This is a genomic window from Streptomyces barkulensis (assembly GCF_002843305.1).
Lineage (GTDB): Bacteria > Actinomycetota > Actinomycetes > Streptomycetales > Streptomycetaceae > Streptomyces > Streptomyces barkulensis.
In genome coordinates, this window is sequence record NZ_PGSG01000038.1 from 15,260 (window position 1) to 41,237 (window position 25,978).

The 25,978-nt window shown below is 71.3% G+C and carries 18 protein-coding genes; 12 read left to right on the plus strand and 6 right to left on the minus strand.

The window, feature by feature from the left end; all coding sequences use genetic code 11:
- Positions 1-44: 44 nt before the first annotated feature.
- Entirely contained in the window at positions 45-1,295 is a 1,251-nt protein-coding gene (locus CUT83_RS09200) for a cytochrome P450 (protein WP_101255374.1), read from the plus strand.
- A 1-nt stretch (position 1,296) separates the two neighbouring features.
- Positions 1,297-2,076, plus strand: coding sequence for an enoyl-CoA hydratase/isomerase family protein (locus CUT83_RS09205; protein WP_101255375.1), 780 nt, complete (start codon positions 1,297-1,299; stop codon positions 2,074-2,076).
- A gap of 89 nt (positions 2,077-2,165) precedes the next feature.
- On the opposite strand, the gene CUT83_RS09210 is transcribed toward CUT83_RS09205, so the two are convergent.
- A complete protein-coding gene (locus CUT83_RS09210; protein WP_101255376.1) occupies positions 2,166-3,695 on the minus strand; it encodes a helix-turn-helix domain-containing protein in 1,530 nt (509 codons plus the stop codon).
- A gap of 354 nt (positions 3,696-4,049) precedes the next feature.
- Here CUT83_RS09210 and acnA point away from each other — a divergent pair, with 354 nt between their 5' ends.
- From acnA to CUT83_RS09260, 10 genes are all read left to right on the plus strand, one after another.
- Positions 4,050-6,773: an aconitate hydratase AcnA gene (gene acnA, locus CUT83_RS09215; protein ID WP_101255377.1), complete on the plus strand. Its 2,724-nt coding sequence runs from the start codon at positions 4,050-4,052 to the stop codon at positions 6,771-6,773.
- Between the two features lie 427 nt (positions 6,774-7,200).
- On the plus strand, positions 7,201-8,619 hold the full coding sequence (gene ngcE, locus CUT83_RS09220; RefSeq protein ID WP_101255378.1) for an N-acetylglucosamine/diacetylchitobiose ABC transporter substrate-binding protein: 1,419 nt from the start codon (positions 7,201-7,203) through the stop codon (positions 8,617-8,619).
- A 75-nt stretch (positions 8,620-8,694) separates the two neighbouring features.
- Positions 8,695-9,720 carry a carbohydrate ABC transporter permease gene (locus CUT83_RS09225; protein ID WP_101255379.1) on the plus strand — a complete coding sequence of 342 codons (1,026 nt, stop codon included), beginning with the start codon at positions 8,695-8,697 and terminating at the stop codon, positions 9,718-9,720.
- Positions 9,721-9,742: 22 nt separating this feature from the next.
- Complete coding sequence (locus CUT83_RS09230; protein WP_101255380.1) at positions 9,743-10,711, plus strand: carbohydrate ABC transporter permease; 969 nt, start codon at positions 9,743-9,745, stop codon at positions 10,709-10,711.
- Positions 10,712-11,062: 351 nt separating this feature from the next.
- Positions 11,063-12,310, plus strand: a complete 1,248-nt coding sequence (locus CUT83_RS09235) for an ROK family transcriptional regulator (protein WP_101255381.1) — start codon at positions 11,063-11,065, stop codon at positions 12,308-12,310.
- A gap of 258 nt (positions 12,311-12,568) precedes the next feature.
- Positions 12,569-13,675: an ABC transporter substrate-binding protein gene (locus CUT83_RS09240; RefSeq protein WP_101255382.1), complete on the plus strand. Its 1,107-nt coding sequence runs from the start codon at positions 12,569-12,571 to the stop codon at positions 13,673-13,675.
- Between the two features lie 104 nt (positions 13,676-13,779).
- Complete coding sequence (locus CUT83_RS09245) at positions 13,780-14,568, plus strand: ATP-binding cassette domain-containing protein (RefSeq protein WP_165869611.1); 789 nt, start codon at positions 13,780-13,782, stop codon at positions 14,566-14,568.
- Positions 14,565-15,875 (plus strand): sugar ABC transporter permease, encoded by a 1,311-nt coding sequence (locus CUT83_RS09250; protein ID WP_240958335.1) that lies wholly within the window; start codon positions 14,565-14,567, stop codon positions 15,873-15,875. The genes CUT83_RS09245 and CUT83_RS09250 overlap by 4 nt, the downstream gene beginning before the upstream one ends.
- Positions 15,876-16,119: 244 nt before the next feature.
- The gene (dxs, locus tag CUT83_RS09255) at positions 16,120-18,072 is read left to right on the plus strand and encodes a 1-deoxy-D-xylulose-5-phosphate synthase (protein WP_101255383.1); all 1,953 of its coding nucleotides are present in this window, start codon (positions 16,120-16,122) and stop codon (positions 18,070-18,072) included.
- Positions 18,073-18,264: 192 nt separating this feature from the next.
- Positions 18,265-19,971, plus strand: coding sequence for an ArnT family glycosyltransferase (locus CUT83_RS09260; RefSeq protein WP_101255384.1), 1,707 nt, complete (start codon positions 18,265-18,267; stop codon positions 19,969-19,971).
- Positions 19,972-20,001: 30 nt separating this feature from the next.
- Here the strand turns inward: CUT83_RS09260 and CUT83_RS09265 are convergent, their stop codons facing one another.
- The 5 genes from CUT83_RS09265 to CUT83_RS09285 all read right to left on the minus strand — a co-directional run bounded on the left by CUT83_RS09265 (position 20,002) and on the right by CUT83_RS09285 (position 25,871).
- Complete coding sequence (locus tag CUT83_RS09265) at positions 20,002-20,400, minus strand: PIN domain-containing protein (RefSeq protein WP_101255385.1); 399 nt, start codon at positions 20,398-20,400, stop codon at positions 20,002-20,004.
- Between the two features lie 157 nt (positions 20,401-20,557).
- Complete coding sequence (locus tag CUT83_RS09270; protein WP_101255386.1) at positions 20,558-22,687, minus strand: 3-hydroxyacyl-CoA dehydrogenase NAD-binding domain-containing protein; 2,130 nt, start codon at positions 22,685-22,687, stop codon at positions 20,558-20,560.
- The gene (locus tag CUT83_RS09275; protein ID WP_101255387.1) at positions 22,684-23,898 is read right to left on the minus strand and encodes a thiolase family protein; all 1,215 of its coding nucleotides are present in this window, start codon (positions 23,896-23,898) and stop codon (positions 22,684-22,686) included. Before CUT83_RS09275 ends, CUT83_RS09270 begins: the two co-directional genes overlap by 4 nt.
- A 236-nt stretch (positions 23,899-24,134) precedes the next feature.
- Positions 24,135-24,404 (minus strand): hypothetical protein, encoded by a 270-nt coding sequence (locus CUT83_RS09280; RefSeq protein ID WP_101255388.1) that lies wholly within the window; start codon positions 24,402-24,404, stop codon positions 24,135-24,137.
- Between the two features lie 195 nt (positions 24,405-24,599).
- Positions 24,600-25,871, minus strand: a complete 1,272-nt coding sequence (locus tag CUT83_RS09285; protein WP_101255389.1) for an HRDC domain-containing protein — start codon at positions 25,869-25,871, stop codon at positions 24,600-24,602.
- Between the last annotated feature and the right edge of the window lie 107 nt (positions 25,872-25,978).

Consider the following 25,978-nt stretch of genomic DNA (forward strand, 5'->3'; position numbering starts at 1 on the left):
GACGGCAGGTCATTCCGACCGCTTGTCCCGAAGGAGCCCTCAGCGTGGAACCCGCGATAGCCCCATCCGTCGACCGGCGTTCCGCCGCAGCCCTCATATCCCGCCTGCGGACCGCCGTCGGCCAGCGGAACCCCTACCCCTACTACGCGGAACTCCGGGCGATGGGGGACATCGTCCCGGCCCCGTGGGGAGGGCACCTGATCACCTCTTTCGGCCTGGCCGACCAGGTACTGCGCAGCAGAGACTGGCACGTCCCCGACGCCCGGTGGCGTGCCAGTCAGGGGGAAGCGACACGGTGGAGCGCGGTGTCCTCCCAGGAGATGAGCAAGACCCTGCCCGCGCTCAACCCGCCCGACCACACCCGGGTACGCCGGGTGACCAGCAGCAGGCTCGACCGCAGATCGCTGGAGGAACTGCGGCACCCGGTCGCCGGGATCACCGATGGTCTCCTCGACCGGTTCGCCGAACATCTCACCGGCGGAGAGGCGGACTTCGTGCCCCTGGTCGCCGAGGAACTGCCCGTCATGACCATCGGCCGGTGGCTCGGCCTGCCGGCCGCGGACTACCCGCTGCTGCGCGACCTCACCCACGATCAGGTCTTCGCCCAGGAGCTCCTCCCCTCCGCCAGCCAGCTCGCGCTGTCCGACGCGGCGACGGCGCAGCTGCGCGGCTACTTCACCGCCCTGGTCCGCGAGCGCCGCTCCAGACCCGGCTCCGACCCGGTCTCGGCCTGGATCCGGGCCTGGGACGAGATCGAGCCCGACCGGGAGGCCGCCGACGAAGCCGTCTACCACACCACTTTGTTCGTCCTCCTGGCCGCACTCGAGACGACCTCCACCCTGCTGGCCACCACCGTCCAGCTCCTCCTGGGGCACCCCAGGCAGTGGGGATGGCTGCGCGGTCACCCCGAACAGGTTCCCGCGGCGGTCGAGGAGGCGCTGCGGTACGACGCGCCCACCCACGTCGCCAGCCGCATCGCGCGCAAGGACCTCACCATCGCCGGCGTCGACGTCCGCGCGGACCAGATGGTGCACATCATGATCGGCGTCGCCAACCGTGACCCCGCCCACCACCCCGACCCCGACACCTTCGACGTCCGCCGCAAAGCGGCCCACCTGAGTTTCAGCGGGGGCATCCACTACTGCCTCGGCGCGCCCCTGGCCCGCCTGGAGGCCACGACCCTGCTGACCGCCCTGCTCGAACGTTTCCCCTCCCTCGTCCTCGCCCGCGAGCCCCAGTGGGCCCCGCGGGTCGCCTTCCGCCGCATGCTCACCCTGCCCGTCGCCCTGCCATGAGGTGCCCGTGACCACCCCGACAGACAACCGGTACAAGACGCTCCACGTCAGCCAGGACGGACCCGTTCTGCACGTCCGCCTGGACAGCCCGGAGACCGGCAACACCCTCACCGCCGCCACCCTCGACGAACTCCTCGCCGTCCTCGGCGCGGTCGGCGACCGCCCCGAGATCCGGGTCCTGGTGCTCTCCGGGGCGGGGGAGCACTTCTGCCTGGGCGCCGACCGGGAGGAGTTCGCCACCTCCCTGAAGGCGGACCCCACCGGGGGCGGACTCCGTGTGATCGCCGACAAGGCCCGGCGCGTCTGCGAAGCCCTGGACACCACCACCGCGATCACCATCGCCCAAGTCCACGGCAAGGTCATCGGCGCCGGCCTCGCCCTCACCGTCTTCTGCGACCTGCGGGCCGGGGCGGACACCACCCGGTTCCGGCTGCCCGAGGTCGCCCTGGGCGTGGCACCGGTGTGGGGCGGTGTCCTGCCCCGGCTGCTCAGCGAGGCCGGAACCGCCAGGATCCGCGAACTCCTCCTCACCTGCGCCCCGTTCGGGGCCGAGGAGGCACAGGAGATGTCCATCCTCCACAAGGCGGTGCCGGCCGGTGAGCTCGACGCGGCCGTCGAGGCCTGGGTCAAACCGCTGCTCCGCCGCCCGCCCGAGGCGCTTCCGCTGGCCAAGGCCGTCCTCGGGGCGTACTCCAGGGGCACCCGGCTCGCGGACGCCGGCCTGCTCGACGCCCAGCTGCTGTCCGCGGCCTGCGCCGTCTCCGCCTCCCAGCCCGGCTGAGCCCGGCCGGTCCTGCCGCCGCAGCCCCCTCCGGCCCGCCGCATCACAGCGCATCGCGGGCCGGAGGGGGCGCGGCGGCATTTCGGCCTTCAGATGTCGCGGAAGATGTCGATGCGCGCGCCCACCGAGTTCAGCCGCTCGGCCAGGTCCTCGTAGCCGCGGTTGATGACGTAGACGTTGCGCAGCACCGAGGTGCCCTCGGCCGCCATCATCGCCAGCAGCACGACCACGGCCGGGCGCAGGGCGGGCGGGCACATCATCTCGGCGGCCCGCCAGCGGGTGGGGCCCTCGACCAGGACGCGGTGGGGGTCCAGGAGCTGGAGGCGGCCGCCGAGCCGGTTGAGGTCGGTCAGGTAGATGGCGCGGTTGTCGTAGACCCAGTCGTGGATGAGGGTCTTGCCCTGGGCGCTGGCGGCGATGGCCGCGAAGAAGGGCACGTTGTCGATGTTGATGCCGGGGAACGGCATCGGGTGGATCTTGTCGATCGGCGCCTCCAGCTTGGAGGGCCGCACGGTGAGGTCGACCAGGCGGGTACGGCCGTTGTCGGCGTGGTACTCCGCGCCGCGGTCGTGGTCCAGGCCCATCTCCTCCAGCACGGCCAGCTCGATCTCCAGGAACTCGATCGGCACCCGCCGCACCGTCAGCTCCGACTCGGTGACCACGGCGGCGGCCAGCAGGCTCATCGCCTCCACCGGGTCCTCGGAGGGGGAGTAGTCCACGTCGCGGTCGATGTGGGGGACGCCGTGGACGGTGAGCGTGGTGGTGCCCACCCCCTCCACCCGCACGCCCAGCTGCTCCAGGAAGAAGCACAGGTCCTGGACCATGTAGTTGGAGGAGGCGTTGCGGATGACGGTGGTGCCGTCGTGCCGGGCGGCGGCCAGCAGGGCGTTCTCGGTGACGGTGTCCCCGCGCTCGGTCAGCACGATGGGGCGGGTGGGGCGCACCGAGCGGTCCACCACCGAGTGGTAGGTGCCCTCGGTCGCGGTGACCTCCAGTCCGAAGTGCCGCAGCGCGCTCATGTGCGGCTGCACGGTGCGGGTGCCCAGGTCGCAGCCGCCGGCATACGGGATGCGGAAGTGGTCCATGCGGTGCAGCAGGGGGCCGAGGAACATGATGATGCTGCGGGTGCGGCGGGCGGCGTCGGCGTCGATGCCGTCCAGGTCCAGCTCGGCCGGCGGGACGATCTCCAGGTCGGCGCCGTCGTTGATCCAGCGGGTGCGCACTCCGATGGAGCCGAGCACCTCCAGGATCCGGTAGACCTCCTCGATCCGGGCGACCCGGCGCAGCACGGTGCGGCCGGAGTTCAGCAGGGAGGCGCACAGCAGGGCGACGCAGGCGTTCTTGCTGGTCTTGACGTCGATGGCGCCGGACAGGCGGCGGCCTCCGACGACCCGCAGATGCATCGGGCCGGAGTAGCCCAGTGAGACGATCTCACTGTCCAGGGCTTCACCGATACGGGCGATCATCTCAAGACTGATGTTTTGATTGCCTCGTTCGATGCGGTTGACCGCGCTCTGGCTGGTGGCCAGTGCCTCCGCCAGCTGGGCCTGGGTCCAGCCACGGTGCTGACGGGCGTCACGGATGAGCTTGCCGATGCGCATGAGGTAGTCGTCGGTCATGTGGTGGATGTTATCTCAGATATGAGATGTCAACATCCGGGGCTTGGGTGAGTTTCTGTTTTTCTTCTTACTTTCACCCTTTTATCGGGCAAGCGCATGTTCGCCCTATGCCCGCGCCGGTGCTTGGGCGAGGGTGTGCGGGTACCCGCAGCGAGGCGGGGCATGACCGTGGAGCGGCCATGTACTAGAGTTATCTCGACATCGAGATATCTACCGAGAGACGTACCGCCGCCGCGTCCACCGAGGCTTCGCCGGGCGACCCTCCACTTAGGTCAGCCTGAGCGAAGCGGTCGGGGCCCGGGGCGGCAGGATCGCGGTGGTACGCGCGAACCCATGCACTTGAAGGAGACTGTCGTGTCGGCGAACAGCTTCGACGCCCGCAGCACGCTGCAGGTGGGCGACGAGTCGTACGAGATCTTCCGGCTGGACAAGGTCGAGGGCTCCGCCCGGCTGCCGTACAGCCTGAAGGTCCTCCTGGAGAACCTCCTGCGCACCGAGGACGGCGCGAACATCACCGCCGACCACATCCGGGCGCTGGGCGGCTGGGACGCCAGCGCCCAGCCCAGCCAGGAGATCCAGTTCACCCCGGCCCGCGTGATCATGCAGGACTTCACCGGCGTGCCCTGCGTGGTGGACCTGGCCACCATGCGCGAGGCCGTCAAGGAGCTCGGCGGCGACCCGGCGAAGATCAACCCGCTGGCCCCGGCCGAGCTGGTCATCGACCACTCCGTCATCGCCGACAAGTTCGGCACCCCGGAGTCCTTCGCGCAGAACGTCGAGCTGGAGTACGGCCGCAACCGCGAGCGCTACCAGTTCCTGCGCTGGGGCCAGACCGCCTTCGACGAGTTCAAGGTCGTGCCCCCCGGCACCGGCATCGTCCACCAGGTGAACATCGAGCACCTGGCCCGCACCGTCATGGTCCGGGGCGGCCAGGCCTACCCCGACACCCTGGTCGGCACCGACTCGCACACCACCATGGTCAACGGCCTGGGCGTGCTGGGCTGGGGCGTCGGCGGCATCGAGGCCGAGGCCGCGATGCTCGGCCAGCCGGTCTCCATGCTCATCCCGCGGGTGGTCGGCTTCAAGCTGACCGGCGAGCTGCCCACCGGCACCACCGCCACCGACCTGGTGCTGACCATCACCGAGATGCTGCGCAAGCACGGCGTGGTCGGCAAGTTCGTCGAGTTCTACGGCGAGGGCGTCTCGGCGGTGCCGCTGGCCAACCGCGCCACGATCGGCAACATGTCGCCGGAGTTCGGCTCCACCGCGGCGATGTTCCCCATCGACGGCGAGACCATCAGCTACCTGCGTCTGACCGGCCGCTCCGAGCAGCAGCTCGCGCTGGTCGAGGCGTACGCCAAGGAGCAGGGCCTGTGGCTGGACCCGGCCGCCGAGCCGGACTTCTCCGAGAAGCTGGAGCTCGACCTCTCCACCGTCGTGCCCTCCATCGCCGGCCCCAAGCGCCCGCAGGACCGCATCGTCCTGGCCGACGCCAAGAACCAGTTCCTGCAGGACGTGCGGAACTACGTCAAGGACGGCGGCGACGTCGACGAGGCCAGCAAGGAGTCCTTCCCGGCCTCCGACGCCCCGGCCATCTCCAACGGCGCCCCGGCCCAGAAGGTGAAGGTCACCGCCCCCGACGGCACCGAGTACGAGCTGGACCACGGGGCCGTCACCGTCGCCGCCATCACCTCCTGCACCAACACCTCCAACCCCTACGTCATGGTCGCCGCCGCCCTGGTGGCCAAGAAGGCCGTGGAGAAGGGCCTGACCCGCAAGCCGTGGGTCAAGACCACCCTGGCCCCGGGCTCCAAGGTCGTCATGGACTACTACGACCGCGCCGGCCTGACCCCGTACCTCGACAAGATGGGCTTCAACCTCGTCGGCTACGGCTGCACCACCTGCATCGGCAACTCCGGCCCGCTGCCGGAGGAGGTCTCCAAGGCGGTCAACGAGCACGACCTCGCGGTGGTCTCGGTGCTCTCCGGCAACCGCAACTTCGAGGGCCGGATCAACCCCGACGTCAAGATGAACTACCTGGCGTCCCCGCCGCTGGTCGTCGCGTACGCCATCGCCGGCTCGATGAAGACCGACATCACCACCGAGGCGCTGGGCACCGACTCCGACGGCCACCCGGTCTTCCTCAAGGACATCTGGCCCTCCGAGCAGGAGGTCGAGGAGGTCGTCGCCTCCGCGATCGGCCAGGAGATGTTCGGCTCCAGCTACGCGGACGTCTTCGCGGGCGACGCCCAGTGGCAGGCGCTGCCGGTGCCCACCGGCGACACCTTCGAGTGGGACCCGCAGTCCACCTACGTGCGCAAGCCCCCGTACTTCGAGGGCATGGGCATGGACCCGGAGCCGGTGCAGGACATCTCCGGCGCCCGCGTCCTGGCCAAGCTGGGCGACTCGGTCACCACCGACCACATCTCCCCGGCCGGAGCCATCAAGGCCGACACCCCGGCCGGCAAGTACCTCACCGAGCACGGTGTGGAGCGCCGCGACTTCAACTCCTACGGCTCGCGCCGCGGCAACCACGAGGTCATGATCCGCGGCACCTTCGCCAACATCCGCCTGCGCAACCAGATCGCGCCGGGCACCGAGGGCGGCTACACCCGCGACTTCACGGTCGACGGCGGGCCGGTCTCCTTCATCTACGACGCCTCCCAGAACTACCAGGCCGCCGGCATCCCGCTGGTCGTCCTGGCGGGCAAGGAGTACGGTTCGGGCTCCTCGCGCGACTGGGCGGCCAAGGGCACCGCGCTGCTGGGCGTCAAGGCCGTCATCGCCGAGAGCTACGAGCGCATCCACCGCTCGAACCTGATCGGCATGGGCGTGCTGCCGCTGCAGTTCCCCGAGGGGCAGTCGGCCGAGTCGCTGGGCCTGACGGGCGAGGAGACCTTCTCCGTCAGCGGCATCACCGCGCTGAACGAGGGCGGCATCCCCGGCACGGTGAAGGTGACCACCGACACCGGAGTGGAGTTCGACGCCACGGTGCGCATCGACACCCCCGGCGAGGCGGACTACTACCGCAACGGCGGCATCATGCAGTACGTGCTGCGCTCGCTGATCCGCGGGTGACCTGCGGATGATCCGCGGATGACCCGCGAGTGAGGTGCCGCCGTCCGCCGCCCGGGTGACCGGGCGGCGGACAGCGGCCCGGACGGCGGCGTTCAAGCGGTGACGGCGGGGCCGTACCTCCCATGGTGGGAGGTACGGCCCCGCCGCGTTTCCCGGAGGTCTCAACTCGGGAAAGACTGGCACCCGAACGCGCACCGATCTTGCCCCCCGGAAGGAGAGTGGACTATACCTGTCGGCGTCCGAGCGGTCATATGAGAAGACGAAGGCTCGAAAGTCATGGCCCCGGAGGAGGACGGGTCCGGCCAGGGCCCGGCACGGCTTCGCACAACCGGCGTTACATCCCGCACAACTCAGCTTCAACTCACAAGCGGTGTGGGGGAGTTCCGGCATGACGCCGGAGTCCTCCACAGAAGGCGAGGACTTGAGCATGGGATCCACCGATGTCAACCGTCGTGATCTGATCAAGCGGGCCACCGCGGCCGGCCTGATCGCCGTCCCCGCCATGAGCGCGCTCTCCGCCTGTGCCAGCGGTGGTGGCGGCGGCGACACCGAGGTCGCCAAGGGCCAGAAGACCAAGGACAACCCGCTGGGCGTCAACAAGGACGCCGGCCTGGACTTCGTCCTCTTCGACGGCGGCTTCGGCACCCAGTACGGCAAGGACGCCGCGAAGATCTACGAGGAGAGCTACGGCAAGGTCAAGCTCACCGCCACCCAGAAGATCCGCTCGGTCCTCCAGCCCAGAATGGTCGGCGGCAACCCGCCCGACCTCATCGACAACTCCGGCGCCGAGCAGATGGACGCGGCCACCCTGGTCGCCAAGGACCAGCTCGCCGAGCTGAGCCCCCTGCTGGACGCGCCTTCCGTCGACGACCCGGACACCAAGGTCCGCGACACCCTCCTGCCGGGCACCGTCGAGATGGGCCAGTACGGCGACGAGAAGGTCTGGCGCCTGAACTACGCCTACACCGTCTACGGCCAGTGGTACTCGAAGAAGCTGCTGGCCGACAACGACTGGGAGTACCCCAGGACCTGGGACGAGATGCTCGCCCTGTGCGCCAAGGCCAAGAAGAAGGGCATCGCGGGCTGGACGTACGCCGGCCAGCACCCGTACTACATCCCCTTCACCCTCTACCCGTTCATCGGGAAGATCGGCGGCCGGGAGGTCCTGGACGCCATCGACAACCTGGAGCCGGGCGCCTGGAAGCACGGCGCGGTCAAGAGCGCCTTCGAGGCCTACCACGAGCTGTCCGCCAAGGGCTACGTCCTGCGGGGCACCCCCGGCCTGGACCACATCCAGTCCCAGACCCAGTGGACCAAGGGCAAGTGCATCTTCATCCCCAACGGCTCCTGGGTGGAGAACGAGGCCGCCGACACCACGCCCGCCGACTTCGACATGGCCTGCGGCGCGGTCACCGGACTGGACGACTCCGACAAGATGCCCTTCGGCACCCTGTGGGCGCAGGCCGGCGAGCCGTTCATAGTGCCCGCCCAGGCCAAGAACCCGGCCGGCGGCATGGAACTGCTGCGGATCATGCTGAGCAAGAAGTCGGCGCAGAACTTCTCCAAGCTGGTGAAGTCGCTGACCTGCGTGGCCGGCGCCACCGACGGCATGGAGATGTCCCCCGGACTGGCCTCCTCCAGCCAGGCGCTCAAGGACGCCGGGGACAACGTGGTCAACCCGCGCATCTTCGACTGGTACCAGACCCTCCACAAGGAGCAGATCGGCTCGGTGCTCGCCGAACTGCTGGCCGGCCGGATGAAGCCCGCCGAGGCCATGAACAAGTGCCAGGAGTACGCCGACCGGACGGCCAGGGACGACTCCGTCAGGAAGTACAAGCACGCGTGAGCCGGAGCCCCGCCGGGGCCCGGAAGAACCGGAACAGCCGAAGCAGCCGGAGGACGCAGATGGGACGAGGGCGGCATGGCCAGTGACGGTCCGGCGGTTGCCGAGGCCACCGAGGAAGCGGCATCCCCGCCGGGAGGACCCGGCGGGGGCCGCGGGGAGCGGCGCGTCTCCCCCCACTACCGGACCTATCTGAAGTACCGGTTCGTCGCCGGCTTCCTCGCGGTGCCCCTGGTGCTCTACGGAGTGCTGGTCGTGTCGCCCTTCTTCCAGACGTTCTACTACTCGCTGACCGACTGGACGGGCCTGAGCAGCGACTTCGCCTTCGTCGGGCTGGACAACTTCAGCCGTCTGATGGAGGACGAGATCTTCCGCAAGGCGCTGTGGCACAACGTCCTGCTGCTGCTGGTCCTGCCCGTCATCACCCTCGGACTGGGCCTGTTCTTCGCCTTCATGCTCAACGTCGGCGGCCGGCACCGGCGGGGCGAGGCCGTGGCGGGAGTGCGCGGCTCGCACTTCTACAAGATCGTCTACTTCTTCCCGCAGGCGCTGTCGATCGCGATCGTGGTGGTGCTGTGGAAGTACATCTTCAACCCCGCCGGCGGCCTGCTCAACGGCGTACTGTCGGCCGTCGGCCTGGGGGAGTGGCAGCAGAGCTGGCTCGGCGACCCCCGGCTGGCCTTCTGGTGCGTCGTGGTCGTGATGGTGTGGGCGAACGTCGGCTTCTACGTCGTCCTCTTCTCCGCGGCGATGGGCTCCATCCCCCGCGAGATCTACGAGGCGACGCTACTGGACGGCGCCGGCCGGACGACCACGTTCTTCCGCGTCACCCTGCCGCTGATGCGCGACACCGTGCAGACCGGCTGGGTGTACATGGGCATCATGGCGCTCGACGCCTTCGCCGTGGTGCACATCCTGACGGTGAACGCGGGCGGTCCCGCCTACTCGACCATCGTCGCGCCGGTCTACCTGTACAACAAGGCGTTCCAGGACGGACAGGCCGGCTACGCCACCGCCGTCGCCGTCGCCCTGCTGATCGTCACCATGGTCTTCTCCGTGGCGGCGATGGCGTTCGGGCGGAGCAAGGACCGGATCGAGTTCTGACAGGCCAGCGGGAGAACCAGCCATGACCACTGCCGAACCGTCGCCCTCCCTCAGGCCGGGGGACCCCGAGGAGACCGCCGCGGCCCTCACCAAGGGCACAGGCGGCCCGCGGCGGCCCGCGAACGCGCCGGACAAGGACGCCGGGCGGAGTGGGGGCGGCACGGAGGGACGCACCCTCAACGCCTTCTCGCACGCCTTCCTGGTGCTGTGGGCCGTGATGGCCGCCGGGCCCCTGCTGTGGGCGGTGATGAACTCCCTCAAGTCCTCCGGCGCCATCCTGGAGGACCCCTGGTCGCTTCCGACGAGGCTGAACTGGGAGAACTGGTCCTTCGCCTGGAACGAGGCGAACATCGGCCAGTACACGATCAACTCGGTGATCGTGGTGGGCGGTTCGGTGGTCGGCACCATGCTGCTGGGCTCGATGGTGGCCTACGTCCTGGCCCGCTACGACTTCCCCGGCAACCGGCTGGTCTACTTCCTGTTCGTCGGCGGCATGGCCTTCCCGATCATCGTCGCCCTGGTGCCGCTGTTCTTCGTGATGAAGAACTTCGCGCTGCTGGACACCTACCACGGCCTGATCCTGGTCTACATCGCCTACTCGCTGCCGTTCACCGTCTTCTTCATGTCAGCCTTCTTCCGCACCCTGCCCTCCTCCATCGCCGAGGCCGCCGAGATCGACGGCGCCTCGCACAGCCGGATCTTCTTCCAGGTCATGCTGCCGATGGCCAAGCCCGGCCTGATAAGCGTGGGGATCTTCAACTTCCTGGGCCAGTGGAACCAGTACCTCATCCCCCAGGTGGTGCACGTGGGCGACGCCGACAAGTACGTGCTCACCCAGGGCCTGGCCAACCTGGCGGCCCAGACCGGCTACCGCGGCAACTGGGGCGGGCTCTTCGCCGGACTGACCCTGGCCGTGCTGCCCATCCTCGTCGTCTACGTCGTCTTCCAGCGCCAGGTGCAGGCGGGGCTGACCGCGGGCGCGCTGAAGTAGGCCCGGCACGCCCCCCCGGCACCCCGGCACGCTCCGGCACCCCCGTCTTCCCCGCCGCACCCGAGGCGGCCACCGCACACCGGTGGCCGCCTCTTCGCGTCCTCCCTCCGCTCCTCCCTCCGCTCCTCTCTCCGCTCCTCCCAGCGCCCCCTCGCACCCCCTCGCACCCGGGTCGTCACTCTCCGTGCGCGGATAACATCTGAGCGCCCACCCCGCTCAAGGTCTTGACGGGAGAGAACGCTTCAGGCTGTCCTTATGGTTCACGTGTTGGAGACAAGCCGCACCGCGTCGGCGTGGTGCGGCCCACGGGCAGGCCGTCGAGCCGCCCGTCGAGGCGGGAGTGGATGAGTCGTGGAGACTCCGGGGTCGCAGTCCTCTCTGCACCGGGCCAATCTGGAGCGGGTGGTCCGAGCCGTGCGCATCGCGGGCTCGCTCACCCAGGCGGAGATCGCCCGGACCACGGGGCTGTCGGCCGCGACGGTCTCCAACATCGTCCGGGAGCTGAAGGACAACGGCACGGTCGAGGTCACCCCGACCTCCGCCGGAGGGCGCCGGGCCCGCAGCGTCTCGCTGTCGGGGGACGCCGGGATCGTCGTCGGTGTCGACTTCGGCCACTCCCACCTGCGCGTGGCCGTCGGCAACCTGGCCCACCAGGTGCTCGCCGAGGAGTCCGAGCCCATCGACGTGGACGCCTCCGCCTCCCAGGGCTTCGACCGGGCCGAGCGGCTGGTGGAGCGGCTGATCGAGGTGACCGGCTTCCGCCGAGAGAAGGTCATCGGGATGGGCCTGGGCGTCCCCGGCCCGATCGACGTCGAGACCGGTGTGCTGGGTTCCAGCACCATCCTGCCGGGCTGGGCCGGGACCAACCCGCGCGAGGAGCTGGCCTCCCGGCTCGGCGTGGAGGTCCACGTCGACAACGACGCCAACCTCGGCGCGCTGGGCGAACTGGTGTGGGGCAGCGGGCGCGGCGCGCGGGACCTGGCGTACATCAAGGTCGCCAGCGGCGTCGGCGCGGGTCTGGTGATCGACGGCCGGATCTACCGCGGACCGGGCGGCACCGCGGGTGAGATCGGCCACATCACGCTGGACGAGTCCGGTCCGGTGTGCCGGTGCGGCAACCGCGGCTGCCTGGAGACGTTCACCGCGGCCCGCTACGTCCTGCCGCTGCTGCACTCCAGCCACGGACCCGACCTGACCATGCCCGAGATGGTCAGGCTCGCCCGCTCCGGCGATCCGGGCTGCCGCCGGGTGGTGGCCGACGTCGGGCGTCATGTGGGAAGCGGCGTCGCCAACCTGTGCAACCTGCTCAACCCCAGCCGGGTCGTGCTCGGCGGCGATCTGGCCGAGGCCGGCGAGCTGGTGCTCGGCCCGATCCGCGACTCGGTCTCCCGGTACGCCATCCCCAGCGCGGCCCGGCAGCTGACGGTGGTGCCCGGCGCCCTGGGCGGCCGCGCGGAGGTGCTGGGCGCGCTGGCTCTGGTGCTGAGCGAGATGGGCGACTCCACGCTGCTGGACGGTTCGCTGAACGGCTCGGTGAACGGTTCGCCGGACGGGACCGCCGGGCGCGTGCCGGCCGTCGCCGCCTCCGCCGGGGCCTGACGGGTTCCGGGTCCGGCGCCGGGCCTGGGCGCGCGGAAAACAAGCGAAGAGAAGGACGGGGCGAACGGGGACCAAAGGTGCCTTCGTGTCCGCGCCGCGACGGCGAGAGCGCTCTCGCCGCCACTCTGCGTTCACCTTGTTCACACATGGCATCGTTGCTGTCTCGTTAAGAATTTACTTCTTGACGGCAGGTGTTACTACGAGTTGACTTCCTGCCACCTCGGCCGCAGTGACGCGGCCTCGTCAGGGAGGTTCTGTATGAACACGCAACTGCGCCGCACCGCCGTGGCCGTGGCCGCAACCGCCATGGCCGTCTCGCTCGCCGCCTGCGGGAGCGCCAAGGAAGCCGGAGGCAACGGCTCCGGCGGCGACGACAAGAAGAAGGACGGCCCGCTGACCATCGGCCTGCTGCTGCCGGAGGACCAGACGGCCCGCTACGAGAACTTCGACAAGCCCCTCATAGAGAAGAGAATCAAGGAGCTCTGCTCCGACTGCGAGATCAGCTACGTCAACGCCAAGGAGGACGCGTCGACGCAGCAGCAGCAGATGAACTCGATGATCACCAAGAAGGTGGACGCGATCATCCTGGACGCGGTGGACGCCAAGTCCATCGCCGGATCGGTCAACAAGGCGGACCAGGCCGGCATCCCGGTCGTCGCCTACGACCGCCTCGCCGAGGGCCCGATCTCCGCCTACACCTCCTTCGACAACGAGCAGGTCGGCAAGGTCCAGGGCACCGCGCTGCTGGAGGAGCTCGGCGACAAGGCCGGGGACGGCCAGATCGTCATGATGAACGGCTCGCCGACCGACCCCAACGCGGCCATGTTCAAGAAGGGCGCCAAGTCCGTCCTGGACGGCAAGGTCAAGGTGGGCAAGTCCTACGACACCACCGGCTGGAAGCCCGAAGAGGCCAACAAGAACATGAGCGGCGCCATCGCCTCCCTGGGCAAGGAGAACATCGTCGGCGTCTACTCCGCCAACGACGGCATGGCCGGCGGCATCATCACCGCCCTCAAGAGCGCCGGCGTCGACCCGCTGCCCCCGGTCACCGGCCAGGACGCCGAACTGGCGGGCGTTCAGCGCATCATCTCCGGCGACCAGTTCATGACGGTCTACAAGCCCTTCCAGCCCGAGGCCTACGCCGCCGCCGAGATGGCCGTCGCCCTGGCCCGCGGCGAGAAGCCGGAGACCGAGACCACCGTCGACAGCGCGACCACCAAGGACGTGCCCGCGACCCTGATCGAGCCGATCGCGGTGACCGTCGACAACCTCAAGGACACCGTCGTCAAGGACGGCCTCTACACGGTGGAGGAGATCTGCACGGCCAAGTACGCCAAGGCGTGCGAGAAGGCCGGTCTGAAGTAACGGTCCGGCACTTCGCCGGCCCACCGGTGCCCGCGCCCCCCTTCCACCCCGTCGGGCGCGGGCACCGGGCGGTCCCCGCCCCCCGTCCTGTCCTGTTCTAGGAGTTGGTTCACGTGTCCGCTACGCCTGTACTGGCGTTGCGCGGAATCTCCAAGCGCTTCGGTGCCGTTCAGGCGCTCACCGACGTCGAGCTGGAGGTCCACGCCGGCGAGGTGGTCGCCCTGGTGGGCGACAACGGCGCCGGAAAGTCCACGCTCGTGAAGACGATCGCCGGCGTCGGCCCCGCCGACGAGGGCGTCTTCGAGTGGCAGGGCAGAGCCGTCGAGGTCAACCGGCCGCACGACGCCCAGGACCTGGGCATCGCGACCGTCTACCAGGACCTCGCGCTCTGCGACAACCTCGACGTGGTCGGCAACCTGTTCCTCGGGCGCGAGATCCTGCGCTCCGGCGTCCTCGACGAGATCGAGATGGAGCGCCGCGCCCGGGAGCTGCTCGACACCCTGTCGATCCGCATCCCCAGCGTCCGCATCCCCGTCGCCTCCCTCTCCGGCGGCCAGCGGCAGGTCGTCGCCATCGCCCGCTCGATGCTGGGCGAGCCGAAACTCGTCATCCTCGACGAGCCCACCGCCGCCCTCGGCGTCGAGCAGACCGCCCAGGTCCTCGACCTGGTCGAGAGGCTGCGCGAACGCGGCCTGGCCGTCATCCTCATCAGCCACAACATGGCGGACGTCAAGGCGGTCGCCGACAAGGTGGCGGTGCTCCGGCTCGGCCGCAACAACGGCGTCTTCGACGTCGCGAGCACATCCCAGGAAGAGATCATCTCCGCCATCACCGGCGCCACGGAGAACGCCGTGACCCGCCGCAAGGCGCGTACCGCGGGGAGCCGACCGTGAGTGAGACCAAGCTTTCCAAGAACTCCGGGAACTCCGGGAACCCCGGGAAGACAGCCCCCGGCAACGGCGCGGCCGCCCCGGGCGCCGCGCCCGCCGTCGACCCCCGGCTGCTCGTGCGAGAGGAGGGCCTGGCGGGCTACCTGACCGACTTCGCGCGGAAGATGCGCACCGGCGAACTGGGCTCCGTCCCCGTCGTCGTCGGCCTGATCCTCATCTGGGCGATCTTCCAGATCCAGGACTCGGCCTTCCTCTCGGCCGAGAACCTCTCCAACCTGTCGGTCTACATCGTCGGCACCGGCCTGATCTCCGTCGGCATCGTCTTCGTGCTGCTGCTGGGCGAGATCGACCTGTCGGTCGGCTCGGTCAGCGGCCTGGCCTCCGCCGTCTTCGCCGTACTCGCCGTCAACAACGGGATGAACGAGTGGCTGGCGGTCGTCCTGGCGCTGCTCACCGGCGCCGCGGTCGGAGCCTTCCACGGCTACTTCTTCGCGAAGATCGGCGTCCCCGCCTTCGTCGTCACCCTGGCGGGCCTGCTGGCCTGGAACGGCCTGATGCTGAAGGTGCTGGGCACCGACGGCACCATCAACCTGGACCGCGACGGCCTGGTCGGCACCCTGTCCAACCACTACTTCACCGACATCGCCGTCGCCTACGGCACCGCGGCGGTCGCGGTCGGCGTCTTCTTCGCCGTCCAGTTCGCCGGCGCCCGGCGCCGCGCCGCGGCCGGCATCCCCGCCCGCCCGCTCAGCGAGATCATCGTGCGCACCTGGGTGCTGGCCCTGCTGGCCTTCGGCGCCGCCTACATGCTCAACCAGTACCGGGGCATGCCGCTGGCGCTGCTGATCTTCCTGGCCGTGCTGGTGGCGCTGGACTTCGTCCTCAAGCGCACCTCCTACGGCCGCAAGGTCTTCGCGCTCGGCGGCAACACCGAGGCGGCGCGCCGCGCCGGCATCAACGTCGAGCTGGTGCGCATCTCGGTCTTCTCCGTCGCGGGCACCATGGCCGCCTTCGGCGGACTGATGATCGCCTCCCGCATCCTGGCCGCCAACCAGGGCGCGGGCAGCGGCAACCTGCTGATGGAGGCCATCGCCGCGGCCGTCATCGGCGGCACCAGCCTCTTCGGCGGGCGCGGCTCGGTGTGGTCCGCGCTGCTGGGCATGCTGGTGATCGGCTCGATCGCCAACGGCATGGCCCTGCTGGGCATCGCCGCCGCCATCCAGTACATGATCACGGGCGCGGTGCTGCTGGCCGCGGTCGTCATCGACTCGGTCTCCCGGCGCACCCAGCGCTCGGCGGGCCGGAGCTGACCACCCGGCCGCCCGGCCGTCCTCCCGCTCCGCCCGGTGCCGGGCCCCTCACTCAGAGGGGCCCGGCACCGGGCGTGTGCGCGACCGCCCGCAAGGGCCGGGGCCGTCCCGCGACCGTCCCGCGACACACCACGACACACCCGGACGGCCGCAACGCGGTGGCCGCCGCACGGTCGGGCGGCCGGAACATTAGACTCATCGGATCGGCACAAGCCCGTACGGCTCGACCAGCAAGGAGGCACGGGTGGCTCTGCTGACCCGCATCACGGGACCGCGCGATCTCGACCGGCTCAGCCCCGAAGAGCTCGACCAGCTCGCCCGGGAGATCCGGACCTTCCTCGTCGAGGCGGTCTCCAAGACCGGCGGCCACCTCGGACCCAACCTGGGCGTGGTCGAGCTGACCATCGCCCTGCACCGGGTCTTCGAGTCGCCCAGGGACAAGGTCCTCTTCGACACCGGACACCAGAGCTACGTCCACAAGCTGCTCACCGGGCGGCAGGACTTCTCCAGGCTGCGGGCCAGGGGCGGCATCTCCGGCTACCCCTCGCGGGCCGAGTCCGAGCACGACGTCATCGAGAACTCCCACGCCTCCACCGTGCTGGGCTGGGCCGACGGACTGGCCAAGGCCAACCAGGTGCTGGGCCGCGAGGACCACCACGTGGCCGCGGTCATCGGCGACGGCGCGCTCACCGGCGGCATGGCCTGGGAGGCGCTCAACAACATCGCCGCTGCCAAGGACCGCCCCCTGGTCATCGTCGTCAACGACAACGAGCGCTCCTACGCGCCCACCATCGGCGGCCTGGCCGACCACCTGGCCACCCTGCGCACCACCGACGGCTACGAGCGTTTCCTGGCCCGCAGCAAGGACCTGCTCAACCGCACCCCGGTCGTCGGCAGGCCGCTGTACGAGACCCTGCACGGCGCCAAGAAGGGCATCAAGGACGTCATCGCCCCGCAGGGCATGTTCGAGGACCTGGGCCTGAAGTACCTCGGCCCCATCGACGGCCACGACATAGCGGCCCTGGAGTCCGCCCTGACCCGCGCCAAGCGCTTCGGCGGCCCGGTCATCGTCCACTGCCTGACCGAGAAGGGCCGCGGCTACCAGCCCGCCGTCCAGCACGAGGCCGACCGCTTCCACGCCGTCGGCGTCATCCACCCCGACACCGGCCTGCCGGTGGCCGCCTCCGGCGCCGACTGGACCTCGGTCTTCGGCGACGAGATGGTCGAGCTCGGCCGCGAGCGCGCGGACATCGTGGCCATCACCGCCGCGATGCTCCAGCCGGTCGGCCTGCGGAAGTTCGCCGAGACCTTCCCCGACCGCGTCTACGACGTGGGTATCGCCGAGCAGCACGGCGCCGTCTCGGCGGCCGGGCTGGCCACCGGCGGACTGCACCCGGTCTTCGCCGTCTACGCCACCTTCCTCAACCGCGCCTTCGACCAGGTGCTGATGGACGTCGCCCTGCACAGGTGCGGGGTCACCTTCGTCCTGGACCGGGCCGGGGTCACCGGCACCGACGGCGCCTCCCACAACGGCATGTGGGACATGTCGATCCTCCAGGTCGTCCCCGGACTGCGGATCGCCGCCCCGCGCGACGCCGACCAGCTGCGCGCCCAGCTGCGCGAGGCCGTCGAGGTGAAGGACGCCCCGACGGTGGTGCGCTTCTCCAAGGGCGCCGTCGGCCCTTCCGTGCCCGCCGTCTCCGCGATCGGCGGCATGGACGTGCTGCGCGAGGCGCGGACGGAGGAGGGCGAGCGGCCGGACGTGCTGCTGGTCTCGGTCGGCGCGCTGGCCCCGATGTGCCTGGAGGTCGCCGACCTGCTGGAGAAGCAGGGCATCTCCTCCACCGTGGTGGACCCGCGCTGGGTCAAGCCGGTCGACGAGGCGCTGCCGCCGCTGGCGGACCGCCACCGCGTCGTCGTCACCGTGGAGGACAACAGCCGGGCGGGCGGCGTCGGTTCGGCGATCGCGCAGGCGCTGCGCGACGCGGGTGTGGACGTGCCGCTGCGCGACTTCGGCATCCCCGCGAAGTTCCTGGACCACGCCTCCCGCGGCGAGGTGCTCGCCGAGATCGGCCTGACCGCGCCGGACATCGCCCGCCAGGTCACCGGTCTGGTCGCCAAGCTCGGCGGCCGCTACGGCACCGGTGACACCGAGGGCGCCGAGGACACCGAGCGTGCGGAGGCCTCCCGGGACTGACCGCGACCCGGGACTGACCGCGCCCCCTTACCCCGACCGGCCCGTCCGGCACCCCGGACGGGCCGGCGAGCCCGGCTCCCGAGCCCGCCCCGAAGGCGTTCCCGCAGCGCCCCGGCACGCCGCACGGCACGCCGCACCGGTGTGCCCGCCGGGGCGGCGGGGACGGCGGCGGGGACGGATAGGTTGTAGCCCATGCCGACCGCCTCCGACCCACCCCGGTCCGTCCGGCTGCCGAGCGCCCGCACGGCACCGGCCGAGGCCGCACGGGTGCGGGAGCCCGGTGCCCGCCGGCCGTCCGGCGACCCCGCCCCCCGGCCTCAGCCCACACCCGCCGGCCTCCCGCGCCCGCTGTGGCCCCGGCTGCTGCCCGTGCTGGTGCTGCTGGCCGCGCTCACCCGCGTCCCGTCCTTCCTGCGCCCGCTGTGGAACCCCGACGAGGGCTTCCTCGCCACCCAGGCCCGGATGCTCGCGGACGGCGGGACGCTCTACGACACCGTCGTGGACCGCAAACCGCCCCTGGTGCCCTGGCTCTACCAGGGAGCCTTCGCCGTCTTCGGCGACGCCTCGCTGTGGCCGGTCAAGGCCGCGGCGGTGGCGGCGGTGGCGGCCACCGCCGCGCTGCTGGCCTCCCTGGCCCGCCGCCGCTGGGGCGAGCGGGCCGCATGGGCCGCCGGCGTGCTGTTCGTCCTCGCCTCGGTGGGCCTGAACCCCGAGGACGCCCAGGCGGCGAACTTCGAGGTCTTCATGCTGCCGTTCACCGCGGCGGCCGTCTGGTGCGCCGACCGGCGGCACTGGACGGCAGCGGGCCTCGCGGTCGCCGGCGCCTTCCTGGTCAAGCAGACGGGCGGCGCGACCCTGCTGCCGGTGCTGTTCCTGCTGTGGCGTACGGCGCCGCCCGGCGACCCGCGGCGGGCCGCGCTGCTCCGGCTGGGCGCGGGCTGCGTACTGCCGGTGGCGGTGGTGGCGGCTGCCTGCGGCTGGTCCCGCTTCCTGTTCTGGACGGTCACCGGCTCGGGCGCGTACGCCTCCTTCACCGGTTCGGAGCTGCACGTGCTCGGCCGGGGCCTGGGCAACACCGCCATCGCGGCGGCGGGCTTCGCGGGGCTGCTGGTACCGCTGACGGCGGCGCTGCGGCGGCGCCCGCCGCTGCGGCGGCGGATTCTGACCGCGGACCTGTGGATCTGGCTGGCGGCCTCCGCGGTCGCCGTGGTCTCCGGCTTCCACTTCTTCGGCCACTACTACCTGCAGCTGCTGCCGCCGCTGGCCCTGCTGGGGGCGGGCGCCCTGCGTCTGCTGGGCGACGGGTGGACGCGCCGGACCGCGCTGTGCGCGGTGCTGTCGTGCGCGCTGTTCCTGGGCTGGAGCACGGTCGCGGGCAGCGCGGAGCTGGACCACGCCCGGAAGGTGGCCGACGCCGCGCGGCGGCACGCCGGACCGCAGGAGAAGGTGCTGCTGTGGGGCATGCACCCGGAGGGCTACTGGCTGGCCGACCGCCGCCCCGCCAGCCGCTATCTCACCGCCGGCCTGCTCACCAACTTCAGCGGCGGACGGGACGGGCCACGGGTGGGCCAGCGGTACGGCGTCGAGGGCGGCTGGCACACCTTCCGCACCGAGCTGTCCGAGGACCTGCCGAAGGTGATCGTCGACGACTCGCGCGGCAAGCCGTACGCACCCTCCCGGATGCCGACGCTGCGCTATCTGCTCGCGGCGTACTACGAGCGCGCGGAGCGGGTGGACGGTGCGGTGGTGTACGTGCTGCGGCCGGAGCGCGGGGAACGGCGCGGGCAGGGGGAGCGCGAAGAGCCCGAGGAGCGCGGGGGCCGCGGGGGTCGTGAGGGCCGCGAGGGTCGTGAGGGTCGCGGGGGTCGCGGGGAGAGGGGCGCGGCCGGCGCCCGCTGAGCCGGGGGGACGGGGGCGGTGGAGCGGGGATCAGCGCACCGAGCGCGGCCCGGCCGCCCGGGCGCCCAGCGCCGCCACCCGTTCGCGCAGCCCGCGGTCGGCGGTGACCACCGTGCAGGGCCGGCCGCGGCCCTCGGCCGCCACCAGTTCCACGATCCGGTCGTCCCCGCTGCCGGGCGCGTCCACCACCCGTACCCCGGGCACGGAGGTCACTCCGCGTGCGGCGCCCTCCACGACGAGCACGATCTCCTCGCCGTCCTCGCCGTCCTCGCCGTCCTCGCCGTCCGTACAGTCTCCGTCCGCCCGCGCCGCGAGGCGGTCCCGCAGCCGCTCGGCGGCGCCGCGCCGGTCCCGCCACCAGCCGTCCGGCACCGAGCCGACGACGTTGGCGGCGTCCACGACGAGCAGGGGGCGAAGGCGTTCGGACATGGCCCAAGGGTGCCACGGCCACCGCTCAGCCACTGCTCAGCTCAGCCGCCGCTCAGCCACCGCTCCCCGAAGCCCCGCGCACGCGACGGCGCCCGTCCGCACTCGGGGTGCGGACGGGCGCCGTGGACGGGAAGCGGCGGCGGGCCGCCCCGGTGCGTCAGTTCGGGACGCTCGCCACGCCCGGTTCCAGGAACCGCTTGCCGGCCACGCGCTCGGAGACGCCCTCGCGGTCCAGGTACGGCGTGATGCCGCCCAGGTGGAAGGGCCAGCCCGCGCCGGTGATCAGGCACAGGTCGATGTCCTGGGCCTCGGCGACGACGCCCTCGTCGAGCATCAGGCGGATCTCCCCGGCGATCGCGTTCAGCGCGCGCTCGCGGACCTGCTCCTCGGTCAGCACCGTGCCGCCGGTCTCGAACAGGGCGGCGACCTCCGGGTCCAGCTCCGGCTTGCCGGAGTCGTAGACGTAGAGGCCGCGCTTGCCCGCCTTGACGATGCGGCCCAGGTTCTCCGAGACGGCGAAGCGGTCGGGGAACGCGGCGTTCAGGGTGCCGGCCACATGGTGGGCGACGGCCGGGCCGACCAGCTCCAGCAGCACGATCGGCGACATGGGCAGGCCCAGCGGAGCCAGCGCCCGGTCGGCGACCTCCACGGGGGTGCCCTCGTCGATGGAGCGCAGCACCTCGCCCAGGAAACGGGTCAGGATGCGGTTGACGACGAACGCCGGGGCGTCCTTGACCAGCACGGCCGTCTTCTTCAGCGACTTGGCGACCGCGAAGGCCGTCGCCAGCGAGGCGTCGTCGGTCCGCTCGGCGCGGACGATCTCCAGCAGCGGCAGCACGGCGACGGGGTTGAAGAAGTGGAAGCCCACGACCCGCTCGGGGTGCTTGAGCTTGCCCGCCATCTCGGTGACCGACAGCGAGGAGGTGTTGGTGGCCAGGATGGCGTGCTCGGGCACGACCGCCTCGACCTCGGCGAACACCTGCTGCTTGACGCCCATCTCCTCGAAGACGGCCTCGATGACGAAGTCCGCGTCGCCGAAGGCGGCGGCCTTGTCCAGCGAGCCGGTGACCAGGGCCTTGAGGCGGTTGGCCTTGTCCTGGCCCACACGCCCCTTGAGCAGGAGCTTGTCGATCTCCTCGTGGACGTAGCCCACGCCCTTGTCGATGCGCTCCTGGTCGATGTCGGTCAGCACGACCGGCACCTCCAGGCGGCGGGCGAACAGCAGCGCCAGCTGCGAGGCCATCAGACCGGCGCCGACGACGCCGACCTTGGTGACCGGGCGGGCCAGCTTCTTGTCCGGGGCGCCGGCCGGGCGCTTGGCGCGCTTGTTGACCAGGTTGAAGGCGTACAGGCCGCTGCGCAGCTCGTCGCCCATGATCAGGTCGGCCAGGGCGCGGTCCTCGGCGTCGAAGCCCTGCCGCAGATCGCCGTTCTTGGCCGCCGCGATGATGTCCAGCGCGCGGTAGGCGGCCGGGGCCGCGCCGTGCACCTTGGAGTCGGCGACGGAGCGCCCGCGGGCGACGGCCTGGTCCCAGGCCTCGCCGCGGTCGACGTCCGGGCGCTCGACCTCGAGCTCGCCGCGGAGCACCGAGGCGGTCCAGATCAGGGACTGCTCCAGGAAGTCGGCGCCGTCGAAGATCGCGTCGGCGATGCCGAGCTCGAAGACCTGCTGGCCCTTGAGCTGCTTGTTCTGGTTGAGCGAGTTCTCGATGATCACCGAGACCGCGCGGTCGGCGCCGATCAGGTTCGGCAGCAGGGTGCAGCCGCCCCAGCCGGGGACCAGCCCGAGGAAGACCTCGGGGAGGGAGAAGGCCGGGATGGCCCGCGAGACGGTCCGGTAGGAGCAGTGCAGACCCACCTCGACACCGCCGCCCATCGAGGCGCCGTTGTAGTAGGCGAAGGTCGGCACGGCCAGGGAGGACAGTCGCTTGAAGACGTCGTGGCCGCCCTTGCCGATGGCCAGCGCGTCCTCGTGGCGCTTGATGACCTCCACGCCCTTGAGGTCGGCGCCCACGGCGAAGATGAACGGCTTGCCGGTCACGCCGACGCCGGTGATCTCGCCCCTGGCGGCCTCGGCCTCGACCTGGTCGATCGCCTTGTCGAGGTTGACCAGCGACTGCGGGCCGAGCGTGGTGGGCTTGGTGTGGTCCAGGCCGTTGTCCAGGGTGATGAGCGCGAAGCGCCCCGCGCCCTGGGGGAGGTCGAGGTGACGTACGTGGGCGGTGGTGACGACCTCGTCGGGGAAGAGCTCGGCTGCGCCCTTCAGCAGTTCGGCGGTGTTACTCACTTGCCCTCCCAGTGGGGGTTCTCCCAGATCACGGTGCCGCCCATGCCGAAGCCGACGCACATGGTGGTCAGGCCGTAGCGGACGTGCGGCTGCTCCTCGAACTGCCGCGCGAGCTGCGTCATCAGACGCACACCCGAGGAGGCCAGCGGGTGGCCGAACGCGATGGCGCCGCCGTACTGGTTGACGCGCGGGTCGTCGTCGGCGATGCCGTAGTGGTCCAGCAGGGCCAGCACCTGGACGGCGAAGGCCTCGTTGATCTCGAACAGGCCGATGTCGCCGATCGACAGACCGGCCTTGGCCAGCGCCTTCTCGGTGGAGGGGATCGGGCCGACGCCCATGACCTCCGGCTCCACACCGGCGAAGGCGTAGGAGACCAGGCGCATCTTGACCGGCAGTTCCAGCTCGCGGGCCACGTCCTCGGCGGCGAGCAGGGAGGCGGTGGCGCCGTCGTTGAGGCCGGCGGCGTTGCCCGCGGTGACCCGGCCGTGCGCGCGGAAGGGGGTCTTCAGGCCCGCGAGCTGCTCCAGGGTGGTGCCCGGGCGCATCGGCTCGTCGGCGGTGGCCAGGCCCCAGCCGGTTTCCCCCGCCTCCTCGTTGGAGCGGCGCACGGAGATCGGCACCAGGTCGGCCTGGATCCTGCCGTCGGCGTACGCCTTGGCGGCCTTCTCCTGGCTGCGCACGGCGTACTCGTCGGCGCGCTGCTTGGTGATGTGCGGGTAGCGGTCGTGGAGGTTCTCCGCCGTCATGCCCATGAACATGGCGGACTGGTCGACCAGCTTCTCGGAGACGAGGCGCGGGTTGGGGTCCACGCCCTCGCCCATCGGGTGGCGGCCCATGTGCTCGACACCGCCCGCGACCACGACGTCGTACGCGCCGAAGGCGATCGACCCGGAGGTCGTCGTCACGGCGGTCATGGCGCCGGCGCACATGCGGTCGATGGAGTAGCCGGGCACCGTCGTCGGCAGCCCGGCCAGGATGCCGGCGGTGCGGCCCAGGGTCAGGCCCTGGTCGCCGATCTGGGTCGTCGCGGCGATGGCGACCTCGTCGATGCGCTCCGGGGGCAGATCCGGGTTGCGGCGCAGCAGCTCACGGATGCACTTGACGACCAGGTCGTCGGCGCGCGTCTCGTGGTAGATGCCCTTCGGGCCCGCCTTGCCGAACGGGGTCCGGACGCCGTCGACGAAGACGACGTCCCTAGCGGTACGAGGCACGTTGGCTCTCCTCCAGGGGTGCGGTGGTACGCCGTACGGCGCGCTTCCCGGAGCTTATGCTACTTGCCGGTAACCCTCAGGGGGGAAGCCCCCTTCCGAGGGAGTCGCACGTCACACTCCCGTGTGCCCCGGCCGCTCCGCACGGCGGCAGGGCATCGGGCCCGCCCCCCGTGAGGGAACGGGCCCGGAAAGCGGTGCGCGGCCGGCCTCGACCGCCGTACGCGGCCGGGGGGACGTCAGATGCCCTGCATTCCCTGGAAGACGACGAAGCCGAGGATCATGCCGACGACCAGGCCCGCGATGGAGACTCCGAGGGCGGTCTTGCCCAGCCGCTCGCCCTTGGAGGTGGCGATGGCGCCGCAGATGATCCCCGCGATGCCGAAGAGCGGCGGGCAGAAGAGGAAGGCGACGCAGCCGAGCACGATGCCGACGATGCTGAGCGTGTTCGACGGGTTCGGCTGCGGCTGCGGCTGGTACGGCTGGTTCGGGTAGTTCGGATAGGACATTCTCATCCCCCCTGGGTTTGTCAATGCGCGATCACCCTATGGGGGAACCGCGCGCGAGCGAAAGCCCGGTCCCCCCGCCCGCGGCGGGGGAGGGGGGACCGAAGGGCCGGGGCGTGTTCCGGGCGGCCCGTCAGACCTCGGAGTCAGACCTCGGAGTCAGACCTCGGAGCCAGATCTCGGAGCCAGATCTCGGAGTCAGGCCTCGGACGGGGCGGCCGACAGGGCGGCCGTCAGCAGCGGCGCCGTCTGCTCGACCTGCCACTGCCGGGCGCCGAGGTCGCTCAGCGCCTGCGCGACCGCGGACTCGGACGCCTCGCCCGGGGGCTCCCAGCACAGCCGCCGCACCGTGTCGGGGGTGAGCAGGTTCTCCTGGGGCAGGTTCAGCTCCTCCGCGCGCGCCGTCACCGCCGCCCGCGCCGCGGTCAGCCGGGCCGCGGCGGCCGGGTCCTTGTCGGCCCAGGCGCGCGGGGGCGGCGGTCCGGCCGGCGTCAGGGCCGGCTGCGGCAGCTCCGCATCGGGCAGGGCGCGGGCGCGCTCGACCGCGGCCAGCCACTGCTCGAGCTGCCTGCGCCCCATCCGGTGCCCGTACCCCGGCAGCGCGGCCAGCGCCTGCACGGTGGCGGGCATCGCCAGCGCGGCCTCCACGATGGCCGCGTCGGTGAGCACCTTGCCCGGCGAGACGTCGCGGCGCCGCGCCACCTGGTCGCGGGCCGTCCACAGCTCCCGAACGGCCGCCATCTGCCGCCGCCTGCGCACCTTGTGCATGCCCGAGGTGCGGCGCCAGGGGTCCTTGCGGGGGGCGGCCGGCGGGGCCGCCGCTATGGCGGCGAACTCCTGGCGCGCCCACTCCAGCTTGCCCTGGCGCTCCAGCTCCTCCTCCAGGGCGTCGCGCAGGTCGACCAGCAGCTCCACGTCCAGCGCCGCGTACCGCAGCCAGGGCTCGGGCAGCGGGCGGGTGGACCAGTCCACGGCGGAGTGGCCCTTCTCCAGGGAGTAGCCCAGGACGTTCTCGACCATCGCGCCGAGGCCGACGCGGGCGAAGCCCGCGAGCCGTCCGGCCAGCTCGGTGTCGAACAGCCGCGCGGGACGCATGCCCGTCTCGCGCAGGCAGGGCAGATCCTGGGTGGCGGCGTGCAGCACCCACTCGGCGTCCGCGATCGCCTCGCCGAGGGCGGTCAGATCAGGGCAGCCGACCGGGTCGACCAGTGCGGTCCCCGCGCCCGCGCGGCGCAGCTGGACGAGATAGGCGCTCTGCCCGTATCGGTATCCGGACGCCCGCTCGGCGTCGACGGCCACGGGGCCGCGCCCCGCGGCGAAGGCCTCCACGACCTCGGCGAGCGCCTCGGGCGCGGCGGTCACGGGCGGGATGCCCTCACGCGGTTCCAGCAAGGGGACCGGCGCCGGACCTTCCTCCCGTACGGGAGGCCGAGCTGCGTTGCTTATGGAGGTCTCTTGGGCGTCGGTCACGCGACAAGGGTATCCATGCGCACGTGGTGTGCGGCGTCCGCCGACGGAACGTCACGCCGGGGGACGCCGCACACCCGCCCGCACACCCGCCCGCACACCCGCCCGCC